The 22,362-nt window shown below is 69.6% G+C and carries 18 protein-coding genes; 6 read left to right on the top strand and 12 right to left on the bottom strand.

What is annotated here, in order from left to right; translation table 11 throughout:
* Positions 1-170 precede the first annotated feature (170 nt).
* Positions 171-1,058 carry a dihydrodipicolinate synthase family protein gene (locus GA0070621_RS09800; RefSeq protein WP_091193679.1) on the bottom strand — a complete coding sequence of 296 codons (888 nt, stop codon included), beginning with the start codon at positions 1,056-1,058 and terminating at the stop codon, positions 171-173.
* A 289-nt stretch (positions 1,059-1,347) separates the two neighbouring features.
* Here GA0070621_RS09800 and GA0070621_RS09795 point away from each other — a divergent pair, with 289 nt between their 5' ends.
* Positions 1,348-2,580 carry a PucR family transcriptional regulator gene (locus GA0070621_RS09795; RefSeq protein WP_157739919.1) on the top strand — a complete coding sequence of 411 codons (1,233 nt, stop codon included), beginning with the start codon at positions 1,348-1,350 and terminating at the stop codon, positions 2,578-2,580.
* Between the two features lie 62 nt (positions 2,581-2,642).
* Here the strand turns inward: GA0070621_RS09795 and GA0070621_RS09790 are convergent, their stop codons facing one another.
* The gene (locus GA0070621_RS09790) at positions 2,643-4,559 is read right to left on the bottom strand and encodes a Xaa-Pro dipeptidyl-peptidase (protein ID WP_091193672.1); all 1,917 of its coding nucleotides are present in this window, start codon (positions 4,557-4,559) and stop codon (positions 2,643-2,645) included.
* 476 nt (positions 4,560-5,035) lie between these two features.
* Between GA0070621_RS09790 and GA0070621_RS09785 the strand changes: the two genes are divergently transcribed.
* Positions 5,036-7,462 carry a M14 family metallopeptidase gene (locus GA0070621_RS09785; protein WP_091193669.1) on the top strand — a complete coding sequence of 809 codons (2,427 nt, stop codon included), beginning with the start codon at positions 5,036-5,038 and terminating at the stop codon, positions 7,460-7,462.
* 62 nt (positions 7,463-7,524) lie between these two features.
* Here GA0070621_RS09785 and GA0070621_RS09780 read toward each other — a convergent pair whose 3' ends face one another.
* From GA0070621_RS09780 to GA0070621_RS09765, 3 genes are all read right to left on the bottom strand, one after another.
* Positions 7,525-7,746 (bottom strand): hypothetical protein, encoded by a 222-nt coding sequence (locus tag GA0070621_RS09780; RefSeq protein WP_091193667.1) that lies wholly within the window; start codon positions 7,744-7,746, stop codon positions 7,525-7,527.
* Positions 7,743-8,090, bottom strand: a complete 348-nt coding sequence (locus tag GA0070621_RS31180; RefSeq protein WP_197674011.1) for a hypothetical protein — start codon at positions 8,088-8,090, stop codon at positions 7,743-7,745. Before GA0070621_RS31180 ends, GA0070621_RS09780 begins: the two co-directional genes overlap by 4 nt.
* Positions 8,091-8,258: 168 nt before the next feature.
* A complete protein-coding gene (locus GA0070621_RS09765) occupies positions 8,259-9,470 on the bottom strand; it encodes a helix-turn-helix domain-containing protein (RefSeq protein WP_091202240.1) in 1,212 nt (403 codons plus the stop codon).
* Positions 9,471-9,656: 186 nt separating this feature from the next.
* Between GA0070621_RS09765 and GA0070621_RS09760 the strand changes: the two genes are divergently transcribed.
* Positions 9,657-10,757: an amidoligase family protein gene (locus GA0070621_RS09760; RefSeq protein WP_157739918.1), complete on the top strand. Its 1,101-nt coding sequence runs from the start codon at positions 9,657-9,659 to the stop codon at positions 10,755-10,757.
* 62 nt (positions 10,758-10,819) lie between these two features.
* On the opposite strand, the gene GA0070621_RS09755 is transcribed toward GA0070621_RS09760, so the two are convergent.
* Complete coding sequence (locus GA0070621_RS09755) at positions 10,820-11,851, bottom strand: DUF6236 family protein (RefSeq protein ID WP_091193656.1); 1,032 nt, start codon at positions 11,849-11,851, stop codon at positions 10,820-10,822.
* A gap of 376 nt (positions 11,852-12,227) precedes the next feature.
* Here GA0070621_RS09755 and GA0070621_RS09750 point away from each other — a divergent pair, with 376 nt between their 5' ends.
* A complete protein-coding gene (locus GA0070621_RS09750; protein ID WP_231920996.1) occupies positions 12,228-13,400 on the top strand; it encodes an erythromycin esterase family protein in 1,173 nt (390 codons plus the stop codon).
* Positions 13,401-13,509: 109 nt separating this feature from the next.
* On the opposite strand, the gene GA0070621_RS09745 is transcribed toward GA0070621_RS09750, so the two are convergent.
* The 6 genes from GA0070621_RS09745 to GA0070621_RS09720 form a co-directional block, all read right to left on the bottom strand.
* Complete coding sequence (locus tag GA0070621_RS09745; protein ID WP_091193651.1) at positions 13,510-15,087, bottom strand: DHA2 family efflux MFS transporter permease subunit; 1,578 nt, start codon at positions 15,085-15,087, stop codon at positions 13,510-13,512.
* Positions 15,088-15,398: 311 nt separating this feature from the next.
* The gene (locus tag GA0070621_RS09740; protein WP_157739917.1) at positions 15,399-16,721 is read right to left on the bottom strand and encodes a hypothetical protein; all 1,323 of its coding nucleotides are present in this window, start codon (positions 16,719-16,721) and stop codon (positions 15,399-15,401) included.
* A gap of 153 nt (positions 16,722-16,874) precedes the next feature.
* On the bottom strand, positions 16,875-17,543 hold the full coding sequence (locus tag GA0070621_RS09735; protein WP_167666754.1) for a DUF305 domain-containing protein: 669 nt from the start codon (positions 17,541-17,543) through the stop codon (positions 16,875-16,877).
* Complete coding sequence (locus GA0070621_RS09730; protein WP_091193645.1) at positions 17,528-18,268, bottom strand: lytic polysaccharide monooxygenase; 741 nt, start codon at positions 18,266-18,268, stop codon at positions 17,528-17,530. The genes GA0070621_RS09735 and GA0070621_RS09730 overlap by 16 nt, the downstream gene beginning before the upstream one ends.
* 127 nt (positions 18,269-18,395) lie before the next feature.
* The gene (locus tag GA0070621_RS09725) at positions 18,396-19,091 is read right to left on the bottom strand and encodes an SDR family NAD(P)-dependent oxidoreductase (RefSeq protein WP_091193643.1); all 696 of its coding nucleotides are present in this window, start codon (positions 19,089-19,091) and stop codon (positions 18,396-18,398) included.
* 130 nt (positions 19,092-19,221) lie between these two features.
* The gene (locus GA0070621_RS09720; RefSeq protein WP_091193641.1) at positions 19,222-19,803 is read right to left on the bottom strand and encodes a type 1 glutamine amidotransferase domain-containing protein; all 582 of its coding nucleotides are present in this window, start codon (positions 19,801-19,803) and stop codon (positions 19,222-19,224) included.
* Between the two features lie 312 nt (positions 19,804-20,115).
* On the opposite strand from GA0070621_RS09720, the gene GA0070621_RS09715 reads away from it, so the two are divergent.
* Both GA0070621_RS09715 and GA0070621_RS09710 read left to right on the top strand, forming a co-directional pair.
* Positions 20,116-21,114, top strand: a complete 999-nt coding sequence (locus tag GA0070621_RS09715) for an SRPBCC family protein (protein WP_231920995.1) — start codon at positions 20,116-20,118, stop codon at positions 21,112-21,114.
* The gene (locus GA0070621_RS09710) at positions 21,111-22,286 is read left to right on the top strand and encodes a zinc-dependent alcohol dehydrogenase (protein WP_091193635.1); all 1,176 of its coding nucleotides are present in this window, start codon (positions 21,111-21,113) and stop codon (positions 22,284-22,286) included. The genes GA0070621_RS09715 and GA0070621_RS09710 overlap by 4 nt, the downstream gene beginning before the upstream one ends.
* Positions 22,287-22,362: the final 76 nt, after the last annotated feature.

The raw sequence follows: 22,362 nt of genomic DNA, 5'->3' as shown, positions 1-22,362 counted from the left end.
CGGGAGGGCGGGAACGATCGGGTGCCGGGCGGACTCGCCGACCGACATGATCACACCCCGAACCGAATCTAGGAGCCGGCCGGCGCGGTGGTCACCGTGCAGATGTCGGCAGGTGGACCGGCCACTTCCGACACGTGCAGGACGTCCGCCGCCGGCACGGACCGTCGCGGCTAGGCGTGGGCGGCCCGCAACGCCCGCCGCAGGTCCCGGTCCAGCCGCGCCTCGGTCTCCGTCGACAGCGGGCCGCGCGGCGGCCGGCACGGCCCGCCGTACCGGCCGACGAGCCCCATCGCCAGCTTGACGGCCTGGACCACCTCGGGCTCCGAGTCCCAGCGGAGCAGGGGGTGCAGTTGCGCGTACAACGGCAGCGCCGCGGCCAGGTCACGGGCGGCACACAGCCGGTACAGGCGGCGGCAGAGCCGGGGCAGGGCGTTGGGGCAGCTGCCGATCCACCCGGTCGCGCCGCAGGCGGTCAACTCCAGCAGCACGTCGTCGGCCCCGACCAGCACGTCGAGGTGGGGACACAGGTCACGGACGTGGTGCAGCCGGCGTACGTCGCGCTCCCGCACCGCCACGACGCCGTCGGTCTCGGCGACCCGAGCGAGCAGCTCCGGTGTCAGGTCCACCGTGGTCTCGGCCGGGTCGGCGTAGACCACCACCGGCAGCCCGACCGCGGCCACCTCGCGGTAGTGGGCGACGACCTCGGTGGCGCCGCCCGGGTACCCGACCGGCGGCGGCGCGAGCACCGCCTGGGCCCCCGCGGCCTGGGCCTGCTCGGTCCAGCGCCGGGCCTGCCGGCTGCCGTACCCGCCGACGCCCGGCACCACCGCGCAACCGCGCGGCACGGCCTCGACGGCGGCGCGGACCACGTCGGCGCGCTCGCCGTCGGACAGGGACCGGTACTCCCCCAGCGAGCCGCACGGCGCCACCCCCTGGCAGCCCTCGTCGGCGAGCCACCGCACATGCTCCTGGAGCTGGTCGTAGTCGACCGAGAGATCCGCCCGGAACGGCGTGGGGATGGCGGCGATGACACCCTGCCAGGGCCTGGATGCGGCCACGACGTCCCTCCCCGGATTCTCCATTCGTGTGGGCGTACCCAGCGACAGGACGACCCACCCTGGCCCGTTGGGCCGGCAACCGCACACGTTAGGGGGGTGACCCTTCGTGGTCTTCCGACAGATGCCGAAACCGCCGAGGCTAAACCGGGTACGGATGTTGCGGTGCGGTTACGGGGATTGCGCCACCGGGCCAACATCATCGAAGGTAGGCCAACCGTCCTACCAGCACATATCCAGTCCGAGCCGAGCGGCGACATCGCCGGAGCGGGTTGGCGTCCGGGAGAATCGCATGCGCATGGAGCTGCAACGCATCGTCGACCGGGTCGCGGCACGGGTCAAACGGCCGGCCCTGATCGAGGACCGGCGCCAGCGGGTCGTCGTCTACAGCGAGCACAGCGGGGTGATCGACGGGGTACGCCGCAGCTCGATCCTGCGCCGGCACACCACCCCGGAGGTGATCGCCTGGGCGCGGGAGATCGGAATCATGGAGGCCCGGCAGCCCGTACGCACCCCGGCCTCCCCCGAGCTGGACCTCCTCCCTCGGGTGTGCGTGCCGATCCGGCACCAGGACCTGCTGCTGGGCTTCGTGTGGTTCATCGACGAGGCCGAGGGGATGACCGACGACGACATCTCGGTGGTCACCGAGGCGATGTCGGACCTGTCGCTCGCCCTCTACCGGGAGAACCTGCTCGGCGAGCTGACCTCCCAGCGGGAGGCGGAGGCGACCCGTACGCTCCTCGTCGACTCCCCGGAGGCCCGACGCGAGGCCGTCCGGTCGCTGCTGACCGACGGCCTGGTCGGCAGCGAGGGTCAGGTCACCGCCCTGGTCGCCCAGCTCGTCGTGGCCCCGGAAGACGTGCTCGACGACGCGGCCCGGCTCGCCCTGGAGCACGGCCTCGTCGCGACCCGGCAGTGGATCGGGTCGCGCGAGACGCTGCACCTGGTCCGGCACGACCACGGGGTCCTGCTGCTCTGCGGGGGTCGTGGCGCCGGCCGGGTCGCCGCGGTGGACGCCGCCACGCAGCTCGACCAGGCCCTGCGCGGGGCGACTCGGGGACTGACGTCGGTGGCCCGCATCGTCCTCGGCGTCGGCGACACCCGCCCTCGCCTGTACGACAGCGTGCTGTCGTACCAGGAGGCGTTCCAGGCGGCCCGGGTGGGCGTCCAACTGCCCGCGCTGGGGCCGATCGTGCCCTGGTCCGAGCTGGGCATCTACCGGCTGCTCTCCGGGGTCGACGCCCGGCACCTGGACGTCGCGCGGGTGCATCCGGGGCTGGGCCGTCTGCTCGGCGACGAGACCCAGCAGGTGCTGCTCGAAACCCTGGAGACCTACCTCGACCTGGCCGGCAACGCCCATGCCACCGCGGAACGGCTGCGGCTGCACCGGACGACGTTGTACTACCGGTTGCAGCGGGTGGAGTTGCTCGCCGACACCGACCTGAAGGACGGCAACGAACGGCTCTGCCTGCACCTGGCGCTGAAGCTCGGCCGCCTGACCGGCCAGTACCAGCCGAGCCAGTAGAGCCAAGGCGGACGAACCGGGGGTGGGACGCCGGATGCTCCGATGCCCCACCCCCGTACGCCCTACAGGCCGGCCGCCGCGGCCGCCTGCCGGCCGCCGACCACCGGCAGGGTGATCCGGCTACGGTCGAAGTGGACGGTGATGTGGGCCCGGTTCTGCTTGGCCCGGCTGCTGTAGCCGGAGTACGAGCCGAGCAGGACCACGCCGATCTGGGCGCCGGTCTCGAAGACGTAGTCCTCGGGCAGCAGGTTCAGGTCGACCTCGGTCTTCTGCCCGGGCACCAGCGGCGTCTGCACGGACAGCGAGTCGAGGTTGAGGCCGTCGATGATGCCCTTGGTCACCAGCTCCTGCGGGTTGGTGGCGACGTTCTTCGCCACCTTCTTGTAGCAGGCGTCCTCGGCGAAGCCACCCCAGTTGGCCGTCTCCCCCCAGCAGTCCTCGTCCGTCAGCGTACGGACGCCGTCACCGGCGGTGCTGAAACGCTCACGGGTGCTGTAGTCGACGAGCAGCCCGGCAAAGCTGGTGTCCTCGCCGTCGACGGTGGCGTTGATCCGGACGATCGGGGTGCCCGAGATGTGCAGGGGCGCCTTCAGCGGCCCGGACAGGAACACCAGCCGGTTGTCCTTGTTCGCCGCCGGGTCCGAGGGGTGCCGGATGGCGTTGGCCTGGGTCATCGTGGGCGTGTCCTGGAAGCTGGCCTTGGCGTTGCCGGGACCGGACTTCAGGGACAGGCCACCCGCGTTCCCGGTGGCCGGCGCCGTGAGGAACAGCTGGGTCGGCTGGGTGTTCGGCAGCGGCCAGGTGCGAGCCGTCTCCCAGACGTCCGGCGCGCGCTCGATGTCCACGGCCGGCTCCCGCATGATGCCGTTGTCGATGCCCTGCAGCCAGAAGTCGAACCAGCGGTGCAGGGTGTCGACCCACTTGGCCCGGCGGAAGTCGAACGGGTCGACGTGGCCGGTACCGGTCATCCAGAGCTTGCGCGGCACGCCCTGCTCGCCCAGCGCCTCCCACCACTTGCTGAAGTGGTCCGGGCGGACGTTGTCGTCGTTGATGCCGTGCACCACGAAGACGCTGGCCTTGACCCGGTTGGCGTGCGGCACGTAGTCGCGCTCCGCCCAGAAGTCGTTGTAGTCGCCGGTGACGTCGTCGCCCCCCTGCCCGAGGGCCGTCCGCACCGGCGCGCAGTACGCCCGGCGGCCGGGGTCGGTGACCGTGTTGGCCAGGCTGCCCGAGTAGTTGTTCGCCCGGGTGACCAGGCCGTTGCTGCGGGAGTAGTCGTACCAGCTCGAGATGGCCGAGATCGGCACGATCGTGCTGAGCCCGTCCACCCCGTTGGCCGCCGCGGCGTTGGCCAGGGTGCCGTCGTACGACTTGCCGATCATGCCGGTCCGGCCGTTGTGCCAGTCGGCGACGACCTCGTGGCCGGCCTTGTCGTACCCGCGCCGACGTCCGTTGAGCCAGTCGATCGCCGTCGGCGCGCTGATGTTGTCGGCCTGGCCGCCGGTGACCGGGCAGCCGGTCGAGTTGTTGGTGCCGATCATGTCGAGCAAAATCACCGCGTAGCCACGCGGCACAAAGTAGTTGTCATAGAAGAGGGGCCATTTGTCATTCAGCCCGTCCCCGTCGACATCGCCCTTGCATTCGCTCTCATTACCCCGACAAACCGTCGAGTAGTACGGGCTGGCGTCCATCACCACGGGAACCTTGAGCCCGTTCTCGCTGGCTTTCGGTCGGATGATGTCCATAGCCACCACGTCGCGCGCACCGTCGCCGTCCGTGTCGACGTCGGAGGTGACGAAAATCCGTTCCCGAACGGCGTCGGCATACCCGAACACCGGCTGGGTGACGCCATTATCGATCACCAGTCCGGGGCGTTCGTCGGCGCCCGGCTGGGCCAGCGCGCCGCCGGCCGGCAGGCCGGCGGCCACCACCGCCAGGGCCACCACCGAGGCGCGCCAGGCAAGTCTTCCTTTTCGCATCCGCGTGCTCCTTTTCCCCGCAGCGCCCGTCGACCTGCAGGTCTGCTGTCCCGCCCGGCATAGACCTAAGCCACCACCGTGACGGTCGCACCGAACCTACGGACCGACGCGCGGGCAGGTCATCGGACACCTGTGGAAGATGGCCGCCGCTGGCTCCTACGCCTGTCGCACGGTCGCCGGCACCACCGGGTCGATGCCCGCGCGGCTCGACCACCCGATCGTCGATTCTGGACGGATCTATCATTGACAGCCGCCTGAAGATGCGTTCAGGATTGGCCAACGCCACTCCGACCGCCCCACCGGACGCTCACCGATGTGAATTCACGCCTGCGGTCCGTCGTTCGCCGCACCGGTGGCGGTAACCGATTCCGTCAGCCCTCGTCCGTTGGTCGCACCGGGGATCGCGCCACGCGGGTCTCGATTCCGCCGATCGTCGCGGATCGTAATTCCGCATCCATCCACCAGAAAGGGATAACATGCGAATGCCGAACTACGGGGACCGCCGTTGGCGGGCGCCCGTCGTCGCGGTCGCGGCCTTCTCGGCCGTGCTCCTGGTCAGTCCGGCCTCCGCCGTCACCCCACCCGCCGACGGGGCCGGCCAGAGCGTCGAGCTGAACCGGCTTCCCGACGAGGAGGCGAGCGTGGTGGAGGTCCTGCTCGCCGACAGCAACGAGCTGGACGAACTCGTCGCCACCGGCGTCGACCTCGACCACCACGTGTCGCGTATCGAGGACGGCATCGTCGTCCACGCGGTGGTCACCCCGAGCGAGGTGGCGGCCCTGCGCGCCCAGGGCTACCAGCTCGGCGACGTCCTCTTCCAGCCCACGGACTCGGAGGACCGCGTCGCCGAGCGCGAGGCGACCATCGCCGAGCACAAGGCGGAGAACCAGGCATTCACCGCGACCCTGGCGGCCTCGGACACCTCCGACGTCAAGATCATCCGTGCCGACTACTACACCTCCGGCACCAACCAGATCCTGTCGGTCGAGGCGAAGTGGGCCCAGGGCCAGACCGCGACGAACACGCTCACGGTGGTCCGGGACAGCGGCCCCGGCACGGCGCTCGGCTCGGGCGGCACCCAGACCATCTCGCGCTTCGTGGACGCCGGCGTCTACCTGTACCACCGGGGCGCCTCGACGGTGACGACCCGCCCGGACCGGATCCAGATCACCAGCCCGACCGGCGGAGTGGCCGTCGTGCAGGTGAAGGAGTGGCTGCCGATCCCGGCCGACGACCCGGAGGGTCCCGGCTACCAGAAGGACTTCATCACCAGCTACCTCACGCCGACCGAGCTGTACGCGCGGATCCACCAGCTCGCCGCCGAGTTCCCCGACCTGGCCGAGATCGTCGAGCTGCCGAACAAGACGAACGGCTACCGTCGCAAGGCGCAGGCGGTGCTCGGCAGCGCGAACGCCAACCGGGTGGCGGTCGACTCGCTGGCCTGGGGGCACGAGGGCGGCAACGGCATCTCCGTCGAGCTGGTCAACCCGGGCGCCGCCAGCCGGCCCCTGTCGGTGACCGTGACCGGCAAGGACATCCGGGTCAGCCTCGCGACCAACGCCAGCGGCGCGCTGACCAGCACCGCCGCCCAGGTCGTCGCGGCGTTGAACGCCAACGCCGGGTCGCTCGTGCGGGCGTACACCTATCGCGGTGACGCCGGCGCCGGCGTGGTCGCGACCGCCGCCCGGACGCTGCTCACCGACGGCCTGAAGGCGCCGGCCAGCGTCTCCCGCGACCCCCACCCGATGTACGCCATCCGGATCGGCAAGCACCGCGACGGGTCCAAGATGGGCGTCCTCGCGTACGCCCAGGAGCACGCTCGCGAGTGGGTTCCGCCGCTGGTCGCCATCGAGACCGCCGAGCGGCTGCTGCGCAACTACGGCCAGGACGGCCACACCAAGCAGCTGCTCAACAACCTGGACATCTGGATCGCCCCGTCGATCAACCCGGACGGCGGCCACTACTCGTTCTACGACTACGCCTCGCAGCGCCGGAACATGACCAACCACTGCCCGCTGACCGGTGCGGCGGACGCCCTCGGCCGTAACTCCTGGGGTGTCGACAACAACCGCAACTACACCGAGTACAGCCTGTTCGACGGCTACTCGGGCGCGTCCAGCAGCTGCACCAGCGACACCTACGCCGGGCCCAGCGAGCTGTCCGAGCCGGAGAACAAGAACCTCGACTGGCTGGCCCAGCACAAGAACATCAAGTTCTCGATGAACCTGCACTCCTCCGGCAACTACTTCATGTGGTCGCCGGGTGCGTACGCCACCCCGGGCCGGATCTCGGCGCCGCGGCCGACCCTGGCCGAGGAGTCGTTCTTCTGGGGTGCCTCGTCGCGGATCCTCACCGCGATCAAGCGGCACCGCAACATGGCGGTCACGCCGGCCCGGACCGGCCCGATCTCCGACGTGCTGTACTCGGCGGCCGGCAACTCCGGCGACATGCTCTGGTACAAGTACGGCATCTACGCCTGGAACTTCGAGGTCGGCACCTCGTTCCAGCCGGCGTGGGCCGAGGCGCACCAGGAGACGATGGAGTTCGCCAACGGCCTGGTCGAGCTGATGCGGGTGGCCAAGGACTTCGACAAGGACCACCAGCGGCCGAAGAGCGGTCTGTCGGTGACCGCCAGCAGCACGCCCGGCATGGTGGACGTCACCTTCACGGTGAGCGAGCCGGCGGCGGTGTTCTACACCCTCGACGGCGGCGCACCGACGTACTCGTCGACGATGTACGCCTCGGCCGGCATCCGGGAGGGCGGCGAGACGCTGACCCTGCCCGCCGGGACGAAGATCCACTGGTTCTCGGTGGACGCGGCCGGCAACGTGGAGAACAACTACCGCGCTGACGGCACCGGCAAGAACTACCTGAAGGGCACCGCCACGCTGCCCACCAGCTGACGGATACCAAACCCGGGTGCCGGGTACGACGGGCTCACGTCCCCGTACCCGGCACCCGGCCGTCAACGCCGGGCCCATCCGAGGAAGCGGCGGTGCAGCACGCCGGCCGGCGTCCAGGGCATGTCCTCGGTGGCCTGGACGAGATAGCCGCCGAGGTAGAGGGCCAGCGACACCGGAGCGTCCGCGTACTCGGCCCGCAGCTCTCGCTTCCGGGTCGTGCAGGGCCAGGGCAGGCCGCAGCCTCCGCAGCTCCAGATCGGCATGACCGGGCCGTGGGTGGTCACCGGACACCGCCCAAGAACCGGGCGGTGATCGTCCGGGCCTTCCGGCTGGTCGCCCAATCCACCTGCCAGCACGGGTACGGAGTCAGCCGCGACCACCAGGCATGGCAGCCGACGCACATGCCGTCAAGTCCTCGGACGTGCACCGCGAGAATGGCCTGTTCCTGCTCGCCGTTCACCGATGACCCTCCTGCGGCCAGTGACCACGACCGATCGGCACCCGATGCCGGGCACGACATGGCAGATCCGCACCACAGCGGCACACACGCCGCCACTTCCGCCAAGACCAGACCGGACGGTGTCGCCGCGCGAGGGTCAGCGCGGTAGCCGAGAGATATTCGTCGTATGAAACGCGCCGCACATGCCCTCCCTCGTCGATCGCGAGGGCGGCTCTTCGCCCCCGGAAGCTGAGAGGGACGCGGCGACCAGGCGCTACCCGCGCCGCCCGCCGCATCCCGTGAGGGAGAAGCTACGTACGGTCGCCGGGTGGAATGGGTAGGGTTCCTACCCCTAGATCACGCCACGAGGCCAACCTTCACCGCGAGGTCACGGGCGTCATCGCGGATTGGACGTGGGCCGTCGAGCAGGTCCAAGGTGATCTGTCGGGCGTACCCGTTGAAGCGGATCGTTTCCGGAGCCGACTCGTACGCCCGCCGAAGGGTCGCCACGGTCGCCTCCTTGTCGTTTTTGCCATCGTGCGCCCGCGCGACCTCGATGAGATGCCGTGCCCGGCGCGGCCTCGACGGGATCGCCGCCACGTCATGGCGACGCGCCTGCCGCTCCGCCTCACCGGACTTCTGCAACTCCACTGCCACCGTCACCGCATGAGCGCCCATGATGACCCGGGAGAATGACGTCTGCGGCTGATAAAAGCCCTGCGGAAGGCGCTGCGCCACCTGATCCGCTCGATCCCAGTACCGCCAAGCCCGGCCCTCCTCTCCAGCACGAGCGGCGGTGTAGGCGGCCTCGAAGTTCAGCGCCCCCCACAGCGCCAACAAATTCGTGCCCCCGTCCGCCGTCCGCGGCTCCAGCGCCGACAGCACATCCAGCGTCACCGCCATCGCGGTATCCCAGTCCCCGGCGTCCCGATGCACCTGGCACAGGAACCACCCCGCACACGCCAACGCCTCCGGATCACCGGACTCCTGCGCCGCCACCATGGCCCGGTCCGCGACCCGCCACAACAACTCGGCCGCGGGCTGATAGGCAAGAAACATCTGCGCCAGCCCAAGGGTCTCCGCCAACAGGGACTGCGCCTGCCGGCGCTCCTCACCCTCGTACCCCAACGCGGCACGCTGCACGTCCCGCAGCAGCTCCGGCAACAGCCCGCCCAGCACCGTACGGTGATCCGACGCCTGATGCCGCGCCCGCCACGCCGCCGCAAGCCGCTCCCTGAGACTGCGCAACGACTCAGCGGGGACGTCGCCGGAAAGCGTGAAGCGGTTCACCGCGTCCCGGACCGAGGCCAACGCCGGATGCTCCGGCCCGTTAACCACGGCAGACCGACCACTCAACTCCCCGACCAGGGCGGACACGTCAACCTTCAGCGCACGGGCGATCCGATCCAACATGTGCACACGCGGCGGCAGAATCCGATCGGTCTCCACCGCCTTGACCCACTCGGCGCTGCGACCCACCAACCCACCGAGCACCGCACGGGTCTTCCCGGCCCGCTCCCGGTGAACCTTCAACCGTTGCCCGAACGTCAACTCCGGCAAGGAATCCACCCCGAACCTCCTCATAACGCGGGATGCACCACCGACCCGTCGGCCGCCGCCACGCCCAACGCTACCGACCAGCCCGCCGCCCCATAACCCTCACACGAGTTGTCCTAGGTGGGCTCCCCGGCGACACCGGCGGCAACGCACAGCCCTGCCGCGACGGAGAGGGCCGTCGGGGCCTACCATTGCGTCATGCTGACCGAACGGTTTGGCGTCGAGGTGGAGATGGATGGCATCTCGGTACGACGTGCAGAGGAAGTTGTACGTGCACGATTCAATAGCGACTACGATCATCTTGGACGTAAGTGGCTAATCGTGCGGGACAGTTCCGTTCCAAGCGGCTTCGAGCTTGTCACGCCACCCATACACTATGATGACATTCCCATCCTCCAGGATCTGTTCCGTCGGCTACGCACTGCTGGCGCAAGGCGCTCACCACTCGCCGGGATCCACATACATGTCGAGGCTCGCAATTTATTGCCGCGTCAAGTCCAGTCACTGGTGAACGTGTATTCCGGCAACGTTGACCTCATTCTGCAGATGCTGAATGTTGACTCGGGCCGCAGGTTGCTGTATGCACAGCCCGTAGAGCCGTTCGCTCGCCGATTAAATGCATTGAATTCCCCCGCCACATGGGAGGAGTTGCGCTCACTCTGGTATGTCGTAGCCGAGGCCTCGGACGAACATCCGGATCGCTACAACTCGTCCCGGTATACCGAGATCAACCTGAACAGCCTGTTTTACCGGCAGACAATCGAGTTTCGGGCCTTCAACTCGACGAACCATGCCGGCAAGCTTCGAACGATACTGGTGTTGGTGCTAGCGCTGACATCTTTTGCTAGGAGATATGACGGCGTATATCCGCTGCATATCGAACCGATCGCCGACAAGTCGACGGCGGCTGAACGAGCTGTAGCGCTCTTTAGCCTGCTCTCGATCGGCGGGCCCGAGTTCCGGCGAGTTCGCGACCACCTTTTGGCTGGCATAGAGAAGCATTACAGGCCTAAGGATGATGGCTCGAGCGTCGTTTACTGCTTCGAGGGACAGGGAATGTTTTTCGAAGGCGACTCACACCGCGAACTGTTGGATCAGGTGGTTGATGGGAGGTTTCTCGACGACCCTAACGTGCAGGCGTTCCTGACCAAGCTTCGCAAACGGAGCAAGTCACTTTTGCTGAAGCCGTGGCTCGCACATGAGGTACTGACGGTTTCTGATCATGATGGGTACGCGCGCGCCATCTTGTCGATGATGGAACGTGAAGGCTTGGGCCTTCTAACAACGCGAGGCGCATAGCAAGCGGCACCAGACCCGCACACAGGGGCCGCCAACGCAGCTTGCCGCAACGAGTGGTCGGCTCACCGTAACCTGCCGCCTGCGATTGCCCCCAATTTTCGCTGTACGCGGTGCAGGTACCGGTACCGCTGCCACCCACTGTCGCCAGCCTGGGTGCCACGAATAGTGTCCGTTGCGACGTTGATCATCACTCCACTAAGGACAGCCAAGCCGGCCGTAATCGCACCGCTAGTACCTGACGCCGCACCTCCCACATACGCGCCTCCCGTCGCCACCGTTACCCCGATCGCGCGCCTACTCCAAACTTTCCATCTTGCCCCGGCTGCGGCATGCAGCTCCTCTGTTGCCTCAGCAAGCTCCTGCTTGACGGACCGAAAAACATCCGCGGGATGTTGCCCATGGGATAGCTGCATCAGCAGGTCGTCGATGGCTCGCATCATCCGCCGTCGCTCGTGGTCGTAGTCCTTGCGGAAGCGCAAGAGGTCGCTCAGCATGACATCGCCTGCTGGTACCGGCAACAGCTGGCCAATATCAACGCGCCAACCTGGAGTTGCCATCTGGCCGGATATCGGCTCTAGGCCGAGCCGGTGCGCGATGCTCATATCCGTGTGCGGACGTAGACCGATCTCCGAGGTGAACCCGACCCGTTCATTTGCCTGCCTGGCGATCTGCTCCGCGACGACACTAACGACAACGTGGACCAATGCAGGCGAACCGATGAGGCGCCACGGCGCACCAGGGACCTCACGGACCAACCGGTGTCGCCGCAACTCATCCGCGACCGATCCATGAATCTTCTCTAAATGAAGGATGTTCGTGCGCTCGTCAATGTTGCTACTCGGCGGCATAAGATCATCGAGTGGCATGCTGTCCAGTGCATGGTTTAGCTCAGCCTCGATTGCCCCGATTTCGATAGGCTCGAAATCTTCGTATGGCTCGATCGGCCGATATAGCCCGGCATCGTGGACCTCACGCATCCGATCGTTGACCCGGTTCTGCCAGCCAGACGCAACGACCGTAGCGAGGTCGTCCCAATACAGGACCGCTTGATAGAGAACAGGCAATGGCGCGTTGGAGAACGGATAATACAGCATCCCTGCCACAGTAATACCTCCATTACAGAAGGGCGAAATGCGTCATGAATCGTAAACGTGACTCCCGAGGGTACCAACCATCGACAAGACCGAAGGGCGAGGAACGCACGCAGCGGCGTGTAGGCGCGGGAGCCATGCGCAGTGCGTTCGGCGCCCGGAAGGATGCCGGCCGCCTCGTAGTTCCTGATCGTCTACGAAGGCAGGCCCTGCGCTCGCGCCAGGTCAACCGACCTGAGCTGTCCACCGCTTTTAGGGTTTTCCCTCACTCTCCTGCCAAAATCGCGGAGAGGTTTCAACCGGCGGTTCAACGATAGCGTTCAGGGGTATGACTGCTGCTATCACAGACGCCGCCCATGTCGTCGACGCTGCTAGCGTCATGGGGTTGCTCCCGACCCGGCCGCGGCTGCTCGCCCTGGGTGAGCCCACCCACGGCGAGGACGTTCTGCTCGACGTACGCAACGATCTCTTCCGGCAACTCGTCGAGCGGGAGGGCTACCGGACGATCGCGCTCGAGAGCGACTGCCTGATGGGCCTGCTCGTGGACGACTACGTCACCTCGGGCGCGGGCACCCTCGACGAGGTCATGGAGCGCGGCCTCAGCCACGGGTTCGGCGCGTCCGCGGCCAACCGCGAACTCGTGCGCTGGATGCGCGCGTACAACGACGGCCGGCCCGTGTCGGAGCGGCTGCGCTTCGCCGGTTTCGACGGCCCGCTGGAGATCACCGGCGCCGCGAGTCCCCGGCAGGCCCTCACCGCACTACACGCCTACCTCACCGCCTGGGTCGACGCCGACCTGCTTCCCTGCACGACGGAAACGCTCGACCGCCTGCTCGGCGTCGGCGACCGCTGGACCAACTCCGCCGCGATGATGGACCCGTCCCAGTCCGTGGGGCAGACGCCCCAGGCCAAACAACTGCGGCTGCTCGCCGACGACCTGGTGGCCCTGCTTGACACGCAGACGCCACACCTGATCGCGGCGTCCTCGCCGGACGCTTGGGACCGGGCACGCATGTACGGCCGTACCGCCACCGGGCTGCTGCGATACCACTTCTGGATGGCCGACACGTCACCGAGCCGCATCACACGGCTGTGCGCGTTGCGGGATTCGATGATGGCCGCCAACCTGCTCGCCATCGCCGAGCGGGGCCCGGCGCTGGTGCACGCCCACAACGGGCATCTCCAGCGGGACAAGAGCACGATGCGGATGGGCGGCCGGCCGGTGGAATGGTGGAGCGCGGGGGCGATCGTCAGCGCCCAACTCGGCGAGGGGTACGCCGTCATGGCCACAGCCCTCGGCACGATCCGCCACCACGGTGTGCGGACCCCGCCCCCGGACACCGTCGAGGGGCTCCTGTACGCGCTCCCGGAGGACCGATACGTCGTCGACGCCCGCCGGCTGGCCGCCATCGTCGGCGACGTGACGCCCGTTCCCCGCGTGTCCCCCTGGTTCGGCTACTCCCCGCTGGACCCGGCCCACCTGGCGAGCAATGACGCGATCGTGTTCGTCAAGGACGCCCCGGCGGGGCAAGCGTGGTGGCCGGTGGCGTGATCATCGACAGACCATCAACGATTTGGATGGCGACCGGGCACCGTCGGCTGCTCGTCGACGATGCCCGGGCCGGGCCGCCGGGGCAATGCCCGACGGCCCGGCCGGTGACTCAGTGGATGCCGACGGGGGTCGGCGGCTGCTCCGGCTGCTGGCCGTCGAGCACCGGCCGGCGCCGGCGGGGCAGGAACGCGGCCGGGATGAAGGTGAGCAGTACGAGCAGGAACGCCACCCAGAACACCGAGGAGAAGGAGCTGGCCGCGAAGTCGAGGCCACGCTCGATGAGCCCCGGCGGCACCGGGAACTGCTGGAGGAGCTCCGGTTGCTGCTGCGCGGCGATGGCCAGCCCCGCCTCGGTGACCGGCTTGCCGCTCGGGTCCGTCATGCCGGGGATCGGCCGGGAGCCGTTCAGCTCGCTGGTCAGGAGCACCGACATCACCGCGGCGCCGACCGAACCGCCGATCTGCTGGAGGATGTTGACCAGCGTGGAGCCGCGGGCCACCTCCTGGGCGTGCAGGGTCTTCAGCGCCGAGGTCATGATCGGCATCATCGTCGCGCCCATGCCCAGGCCCATCACGAACAGCGAGCCGCAGAGCAGCCAGTACGAGGTGTCCGCGTCGAGCTGGGTGAAGGTGAAGAAGCCGGCGGCGATGAGCAGCAGCGCGAACGGCACCGTGCGGCCGACCGGGACCCGGTCGGCGAGCATCCCGGCGATCGGCATGGTGAGCATCGCGCCGATGCCCTGCGGGGCCATCAGCAGGCCCGCGGTCAGCGTCGACTCGCCTCGGATCTGCAGGAAGTAGCTCGGGAACAGCAGGCCGGCGCCCATGAAGGCGATGATGAACACGACCAGGGTGACCGTCGCGATGGTCAGGTTGCGGTTGGCGAACAGCCGCAGGTCGACCAGCGGGTGCCGGGGCCGGAACGAGTAGAGGACGAAGCTCACCACGAGCACGGCGCCGACCAGCATCGGCAGCCACACCTTGGTCTCGGAGATCGTGCCGGCCTCGGGCAGCGACGAGACGCCGTAGAGGAACAGGGCCAGCCCGGGCGAGAGCATCAGCATGCCGAGGAAGTCGAACGACTCCGACGGCTCGGGGTTGTCCTTCGGCAGCGCCAGCTGCGCGTAGACGAGCGCGACGGCGCCGATCGGCAGGTTGATCAGGAAGATCCAGTGCCAGCTCGCGGCGTCGATCAGCCAGCCGCCGAGGATCGGGCCGCCGATCGGTCCGAGCAGCATCGGGATGCCGAGGACGGCCATCAGCCGGCCGATCCGGTGCGGGCCGGCCGCCCGGGTCATGATCGTCATGCCCAGCGGCATGAGCATGCCGCCGCCGAGCCCCTGCAGGACGCGGTAGGCGATCAGCTCGCCGATCGTGTCGGCGGTGGCGCACAGCCCGGAGCCGATGGTGAACAGCGCCAGGGCGGTCATGTAGAGGCGCTTGGTGCCGAACCGGTCCGCGGCCCACCCGCTGAGCGGGATCACCGTGGCCAGCGCCAGCGTGTATGCGGTCATGGTCCATGCGACGCGGGCGTAGGACGCGTCGAACTCCCGCATGAACGTCGGTATCGCGACGCTGACGACCGTCACGTCGAGGATCGACATGATCGCGCCGAGCACCACGACTCCCGCCACCTTGAGCACCGCGGCGTCGAGTTTGTTCGAAGTCGCGACAGGTTGCTGGGTCACAAAAAGTCTCCTGAATCCGGTTGGCTGCGGGGCGGCGGGGGCACCACGCGGGTCCGCGTGGGATGTCGCGTGCGGCAGGGGGCGACTCCGCAGGGCAGCCTACCGACCGCCGCCGACACCCTGCCCCCGGATTACCGCCGACCAGCCGCACCGGTCGGTGTGATCTCCGTCGCGGCCGGCGCCCCGGCCCCGGTGGCGACGCGCGCGCGGGCCGACCCCGTGGACCCGCTTGGACGCCGCGCCGAACGCGAACGGACTGCCGCAGCCGACCCGACGGGCCGCGGTTGTGACGGTCAGCTCGGTGCCGCGGGTCAGGTCGGCCGCGAGCGGCGGAGCCGATCCAGCACGGACAGGACGGCGGTCGTCACGAACGCGATCAACGACGGCCGCATCTGCCCGATCTGGTTGTTCGCCGGCACGTACGCGATGAGCACGGCGAGCTGGCACAGCAGCGACAGTGACAGCAGCCGTTTCTGCCGGACGGCCTCCTGCCAGAACTTGGCGAGGAACCAGCCGACCACGGCCATGAACAGCAACGCCCCCGGGTAGGTCAGATCTGACGCCAGCCAGGGATAGATCGTCGACCAGTACATGCCGTCCGGCCAGCCGGTCCGCGCTTCGGTGCGGGCCGTGTACCGGTCCGACACCCGGCTGTCCCTGCCGGTGTACTGAGCCCAATAGCTGCCGGCCGCCGGTGAGCCGCCGAGGCCGTGTGTCCACACGAACGGGGTCTCCAGGTTGTACGCCAGCCCGAGGTAGCCGTGGACGGGATAGGTGACGGTGGCGGCCAGGCCGCGCGCCGCGTCCTCACCGACCACAGCGGCGACGGCCGGGTTGGGTGGGAACAGCTCCGAGTCGGCGACGGCCAGCCGGTCGCTCTGCGCCACGGTCATGTAGCCGAGGAACATCCCGATCACGGCGACCGCGACCATCCGCAGCCGCCGTGGCCGCGTGGCCGGGCGCTGTCCGTGTTCGAGCCGGTCAATGGCGCGTTTCGCCGCCAGGCTCACCGCGAAGAAGATCACCATGTCGCCGATGCCCTTCATGGTGCCGATCGCCACGTAGTGAGCGACGTAGGCGACAACCCCGGCGATGGTCAGGACACGGGCGGCGGTGCCGAGCCGCCGCCAGTGGAACACGGCCAGCGGGATCAGCAGCGGGTACAGCGCGGCGGTGAGGGTGAGCACCTGCACCGTCACGGACACCGCCGTCGACTCGCTGTGGAGGCGGTTGAAGTACGCGGCGCCCGGGTTCGTGGCCGCGTTGAGGACGTCACCCGGCCCCGTGACCCCGGCGTTGCGCATGTAGGCGACGCCGAGGGCGAGGAGATACAGGGCGCTTGCCACGATCAGGAACGTCGGCGGCCGGACGCGGTCCAACGGCACCAGCGGCGGCTGTGCCGCCCGGAGTCGCAGTGTGTAGCCGGCCGCGAACGCGACCAGGGTGGCGACGACGAACCCCACGAGCAGAGGCGGGTTCGGCACCTCGCTGACCCTGCCGATGAGCAGGAACGCCACGAACGTGCCGGCCAGGTAGACCAAGGCGACCGTCCGTGGCCTGCCCCGCCACGCCCACACCCGATGGGCCGGCGGATATGACGGCGGCTTGCCGGTCGCTGTGGCTGGTGTGGTCACGACCATGCTGCCCCCTGCGGTTTCGCGGTGTCTCCCTTTTCGGGACCAACCGCCGACGCCCCGGACGGGACACGCGGAAAGGGGGCACGTACCGATCCCCGCAGGGCCGGGAAGCCTCGACCTGCGGCGGGGCGCCCACCGTGGGCGGTGCGGTCACGGCCCGGACGGCGGCGCGGTGGCGAGCTTCGCCATCAGCGCGACCTCCGCGGTCCGCGACTGTTCGACGCGCCGGGCCAGTTCCCGTACCCGGGCGCTGGTGCCGGCGCTCAGCTGCGCGTCGGCGAGTTTCGCCGCCGTCCGCTGGTGTGCGCTGAGCACGTCGAGCAGCACCCGGTTCACCTCGCCGGCCGGGGCCGCGCGCAGCCGGGCCAGCCCGGCGAGGGCGTCGCTGTGCCCGGAGTGGTCGTGCCGGGCGGCGGCGGCCATGGCCGAGGGTCCGGCGTCGCGCAACCAGCCACGCATGGTGGACAGTTCGTCGGCCTCGGTGACCTCGATGGCCGCGATCAGCGTCCGGATCTCCGGGTCGGCGGTGCGGTCGAGCCCGAGCCGGACGATCTGCAGGGTCTGCTCGGTGTGCGCCACCATCATCGAGAGGAACAGCACGTCGATCCCGCTGGCCGAGGTCTCGGCGGCCGCCCCGGACGGGGGCGTCGGGGCTGTGGGGGACTCCGGCGGGCCCGCGCAACCGGTGGCGGTCAGCAGGACCACCAGCAGGGCGGCGGCCAGCCGGTGACCGGTACGGCCACCCCGGCCGCCGGGCGTGGGGACGGGTGCGGCGCACGCGGGGCGTGGCCGCACCCGTACGGTCAGATCTGCAGCCACAGCGCCGGCACGTTCGGCGGTTCCCAACCGGGGAGCGCGGTGTGCGCCTGGCGGCAGCGGTAGGTCAGGCCGTTGTACGTGACCTGGTCCCCGACCTGGTAGGCCCGCCCGGCGGTCCAGGTGCCGCCCGGTGCGGGTGAGCTGGTCGGGCTCACGGTCGGGCTCGGTGCCGGGGTGGTCGGGGTCGGGCTGGGCGTCGGGTTGCCTCCGCCCCCGCCGATCTGCAGGTCGACACAGGAGTAGAAGGCGTTCGCGGTGTCGGCGATGTTCCACACCGCGAGCAGCTTCTGCCGGCCGGAGAAGCCGCCGAGGTTGACGGTGTGCGACACGGTGGCGTCGGGCTGGCGGCCACCGCCGTCGACCACGGCTACCCGGGTGTTCCCGATCCAGTACTCCCAGTTGCTGGTGGCGTGGCGGGCGGTGTTGATCCAGGTGAAGGTGACCGTGCTGCCGACCGAGGTGGCGGGCCAGTTGCGACCGTCGTCGTTCAGGACGGCGAACTGGGCGAGCCCGGCGTGGCAGCTGCGCAGGCCCTTCGGGCCCTCGACGCTCTGTGGCTCGTACTTGATCTGCCCGCAGTCCGGGACCTTGTTCTGCGCGCAGAGCGCCTGACGGCTGGGGGGCGAGGAGACGTAACCGTGGGCCTGGGCCGGCGTGGCGACGGCCAGGGTGGCGGCGACGACGCCGGTGGTGAGGAGCGGGACGGTGATGATTCTTCGACGCATGACGGCAACTCCCTTGGGACGACGCGTGGAGCTGCCATGAACATAAATTAAACCTTGTTAACAGTAAAGACTCCTGTCTATAAATCCTGGTCCGACCGGGCCGCGAGGGCGGGAACGCCCGCCTCCGTCACCACCGCCCGTCCGCCCGCAACACCCGTTCCCCGGAGACGTACAGGTCGTCGGGGGCAAGCTGGAGCAGCCGTACGACCTCGACGGCGACCTGCTCGGGCCCGGCGGATATCTCGTCAAGGAACTCGTCGCCCACCCGCTCCTGCAGGCGGGTGGGCATCGGTCCCGGGTGCAACTGCATGACCTTGATCCGGTTGCTGTGCTGCGCCTCCGCCAGCGACTCCACCAGGCTGGTGCCATAGCTCTTGGTGGCCCGGTAGACCGGGATGCCCGGGCGGGCCTTCGTCACCGCCATCGCGCCGACGTACACCACGTTGCCGAAGCCCTGCCGGCGCAGGTGGTGCAACGCCTCCTTGAACACGTAGGTGGTGCCGAGCGCGTTGATCTCGACGGCTCGGCGGATGTGTTGCGGGGAAAGGTCCGCCAGGTCACCGCCCGCCCACATCGACGCGCACGCGGCGACGCCGTCGACGGTGCCGTACCGGTCGACCACCTCGGCGAACGCCGCCCGCACCTGGTCGTAGGAGGCGACGTCGCAGACGATCCCGGCGCATTCCAGGTCGTCGCTCACCGCGGCGACCTCGTCGGGCACGTCGCCGAGCACGGCCACCCGGTGCTCCTCGACGAGCAGGCGGGCGACCGCCAGGCCGAGGCCGCTGGTCCCGCCGACCACCATGAAAGTTCTCGCGCCCATGCCTCTCCCGACGTCGTGGCGCGCGAGCGGTGCGGTAAGGCCGGGTTCCCGCTGGCGCCGATCCCACACCGGCCACGCGCGAGGCGGACGCCGGACCGGGCTCGGGTCCCGGTCCGGCGTCGCCGCCGGATCAGGCGGTTACCTTCTGGCGCGCGCGCCCACGCTCGGCGAACTCCTCGACCATCCGCTCGCAGAAGGCCGGCAGGTCGCCGGGTCTGCGGCTGGTGACCAGTCCGTTGTCGACCTGGACCTGCTGGTCCACCCAGTTCCCGCCGGCATTGACGATGTCGGTGCGCAGGCTCGGGTACGAGGTGACCGTCCGCCCCTCGACGAGGCCGGTCTCGACCAGCGACCACGGGCCGTGGCAGATCGCCGCCACCGGCTTGGCCTGCCGAAAGAACGCCCGGACGAAGTCCATCGCCGCCGGGTTCATCCGGAGCCGGTCGGGGTTGACCGTCCCGCCGGGCAGCACCAGGGCGTCATAGTCGGCGGGATTCGCCTGGTCCACCGTACGGTCCACCGGATAGCGGTTGGCCGGGGTGATGTCGTGGTCCATCGACTGGATCTCGCCGGACCTGATGGAGATCAACTGTGCCTCGGCACCCGCCTGCTCCGCGGCGGCCCGGGACCGCGCGTACTCGATGTCCTCCACCCCGTCCGTGGCGAGGAAGGCGACCCGCTGGCCGCGCATTGGCTGCTGGGCGTTGGCCATGACGCAGACTCCCTTCGCGGCGCCACCCGTCGGCGGCGCACTCGTCCCCCTTCACGTTCCCGGGGCCGGCGCGGGCAAACCGGCCCCGGGAGGCCCCGCCGAGGGGACAATCCGGCCGGCCCGGGTGGGTGCCCCCGGCCCGCCGCGTAGCGGCCGGCACGGGCCGCGGTCGGCGGCGGCCTCCGATTCCGGTGCGACCACCAGGTGTGAAGTGGCGATCAGCGGGAAGGGCAAGCCGGCCGCTCGACCGGTGGGGACGCGGCGCCGCGCTGGGCCGCGGCCGGGAACGACTCGAACACGGGGTGAGATGGCATGACTGCAAGGACGACCATGGGGGTCCGCTCGGCAACCGACGCCCTGGGGATCGAGCGGGCGACCGAGGACCGCGTCTCGGAGGGGCTGTCCCGCCTGCTCGGCTGGTTCAGCCTCGGCCTGGGCGTGACCGCCCTCGCCGCCGGGGCCCAGATCGGCCGGCTGGCCGGCATCGACGACTCGCCCGCCGCCCGGGCGGTGCTGCGTGCCGCCGGCGCCCGCGAGTTGGGCCACGCCGCGACGCTGCTGGTTCCCCGCCGGCCCGGCCTCGGCGCGTGGACCCGAGTGGCCGGCGACGTGATGGACCTCGCCGCCACCGGCCAGGCGTTGCGTCACCGTCACGGCGCGCGCCGCCGCCGCCTGACGTACCTCATGGCCGCCCTCGCCGGGATCACCGCGGTCGACCTGTACGTCTCGGCGCGCGCGACGCGGGGGCGCCGGGGCATGACGGGCTCCGGCCGGGCGTACGGCTCGGTGACGGTCAACCGCACCCCGCAGGAGGCGTACCGCTTCTGGCGCGACTTCGAGAACCTGCCGCGGTTCATGTACCACGTGCAGTCGGTGCGGACGACGGACGGCCGCCGGTCTCAGTGGATCGCAAAGGCCCCCGCCGGCCGGAGCGTGCGGTGGGAGGCCGAGATCGTCGAGGAGCGGCCGAACCAGTTGATCCGGTGGCGTTCCGTCGACGGCACACGGGTGCCGAACTCCGGGGCCGTACGCTTCGCGCCGATCGCCGGCGGCACGGGCACCGAGGTACGGGTGGAGCTGGAGTACGCCCCGCCGGGGCGCGTGCTGGGCGCGCTGGTGGCCAGAGCGTTCGGGGAGCACCCGCGGCAACAGATCGCCGACGACCTGCGGCGGTTCAAGCAGGTCATCGAGACCGGCGAGATCGCTCGCTCGGACGGCACGCCCGACGGCACGAGCATCCACAGCCAGATGAAGCAACGTCCGGCCCGGCCGCTGGCGACGAGCGCGGCGCGTGAGGGAGAGGCACCATGAAGGCAAACTGCTGGATCGCCCCGAACCGGGTCGCGGTCGAGGACGTCCCGGATCCGCGGATCCTCAACCCCCGCGACGCCGTCGTCCGGGTGACCTCGTCGGCGATCTGCGGATCCGACCTGCACCTGCTGGACGGCTTCGTTCCGACGATGAAGCGGGGTGACGTCCTCGGGCACGAGTTCATGGGCGAGATCGTGGAGCTCGGCGAGGGCGTGCGGGACGGGCTGCGGGTCGGTGACCGGGTCGTGGTCGGTTTCCCCATCGCGTGCGGCGACTGCGCCTCCTGCCAGCGTGGCCTCTACTCCGTCTGCGAGAACTCCAACCCCAACGCGGCGATGGCCGAGCTGGCCATGGGCCACGCCCCCGCCGGCATCTTCGGCTACTCGCACATGATGGGCGGGTACGCCGGTGGCCAGGCCGAGTACGTGCGGGTGCCGTACGCCGACGTCGGGGCCCTCAAGATCGAGGACGATCTGCCCGACGAGAAGGTGCTGTTCCTCTCCGACGTGCTGCCCACCGGCTACATGGCCGCGGAGCTGTGCGACATCAAGCCCGGCGACACCGTCGCGGTGTGGGGCGCCGGGCCGGTGGGGCAGTTCGCGGCCGCCAGCGCGTACCTGCTCGGCGCCGGCAGCGTGATCGTCATCGACCGGTTCCCGTACCGGCTCCGGATGGCCCGGGACAAGGTCGGCGCGGAGACGATCAACTACGAGGAAACCGACGTCCTGGACACGCTGCGCGAGATGACCGCCGGGCGGGGTCCGGACGCGTGCATCGACGCGGTCGGCATGGAGGGCCACCACGCGTCGGCGGCGCTGCACGCGTACGACCGGGCGAAGCAGGCGGTCAAGGCGGAGACGGACCGGCCGCACGCGCTGCGCGAGGCGATCCTCAGTTGTCGCAACGGCGGCACCATCTCGGCGATCGGGGCGTACGGCGGGTTCATCGACAAGTTCCCGATGGGCTCGTTCATGAACCGCTCGTTGACCATGCGCTCGGGGCAGGCGCACGTGCAGCGCTACATGCGGCCACTGCTGGAGCGGATCCGCAAGGGCGAGATCGACCCGAGCTTCGTCATCACACACACGATGCGGCTCGAGGACACGCCCCAGGGCTACGACGTCTTCAAGCACAAGCAGGACGAATGCGTCAAGGTGATGCTCAGGCCGTGACCGGGCGGCGTTGCCCGGTGGACGCGACGCGGGGCCGCCGCCGGTGACGGCGACGGCCCCGCGTCCAGGGGTACGG

This window comes from Micromonospora narathiwatensis (assembly GCF_900089605.1).
GTDB lineage: Bacteria > Actinomycetota > Actinomycetes > Mycobacteriales > Micromonosporaceae > Micromonospora > Micromonospora narathiwatensis.
The sequence above is the reverse complement of the archived record's forward strand: the minus strand, read 5'-3'. Positions and strand labels throughout refer to the sequence as shown.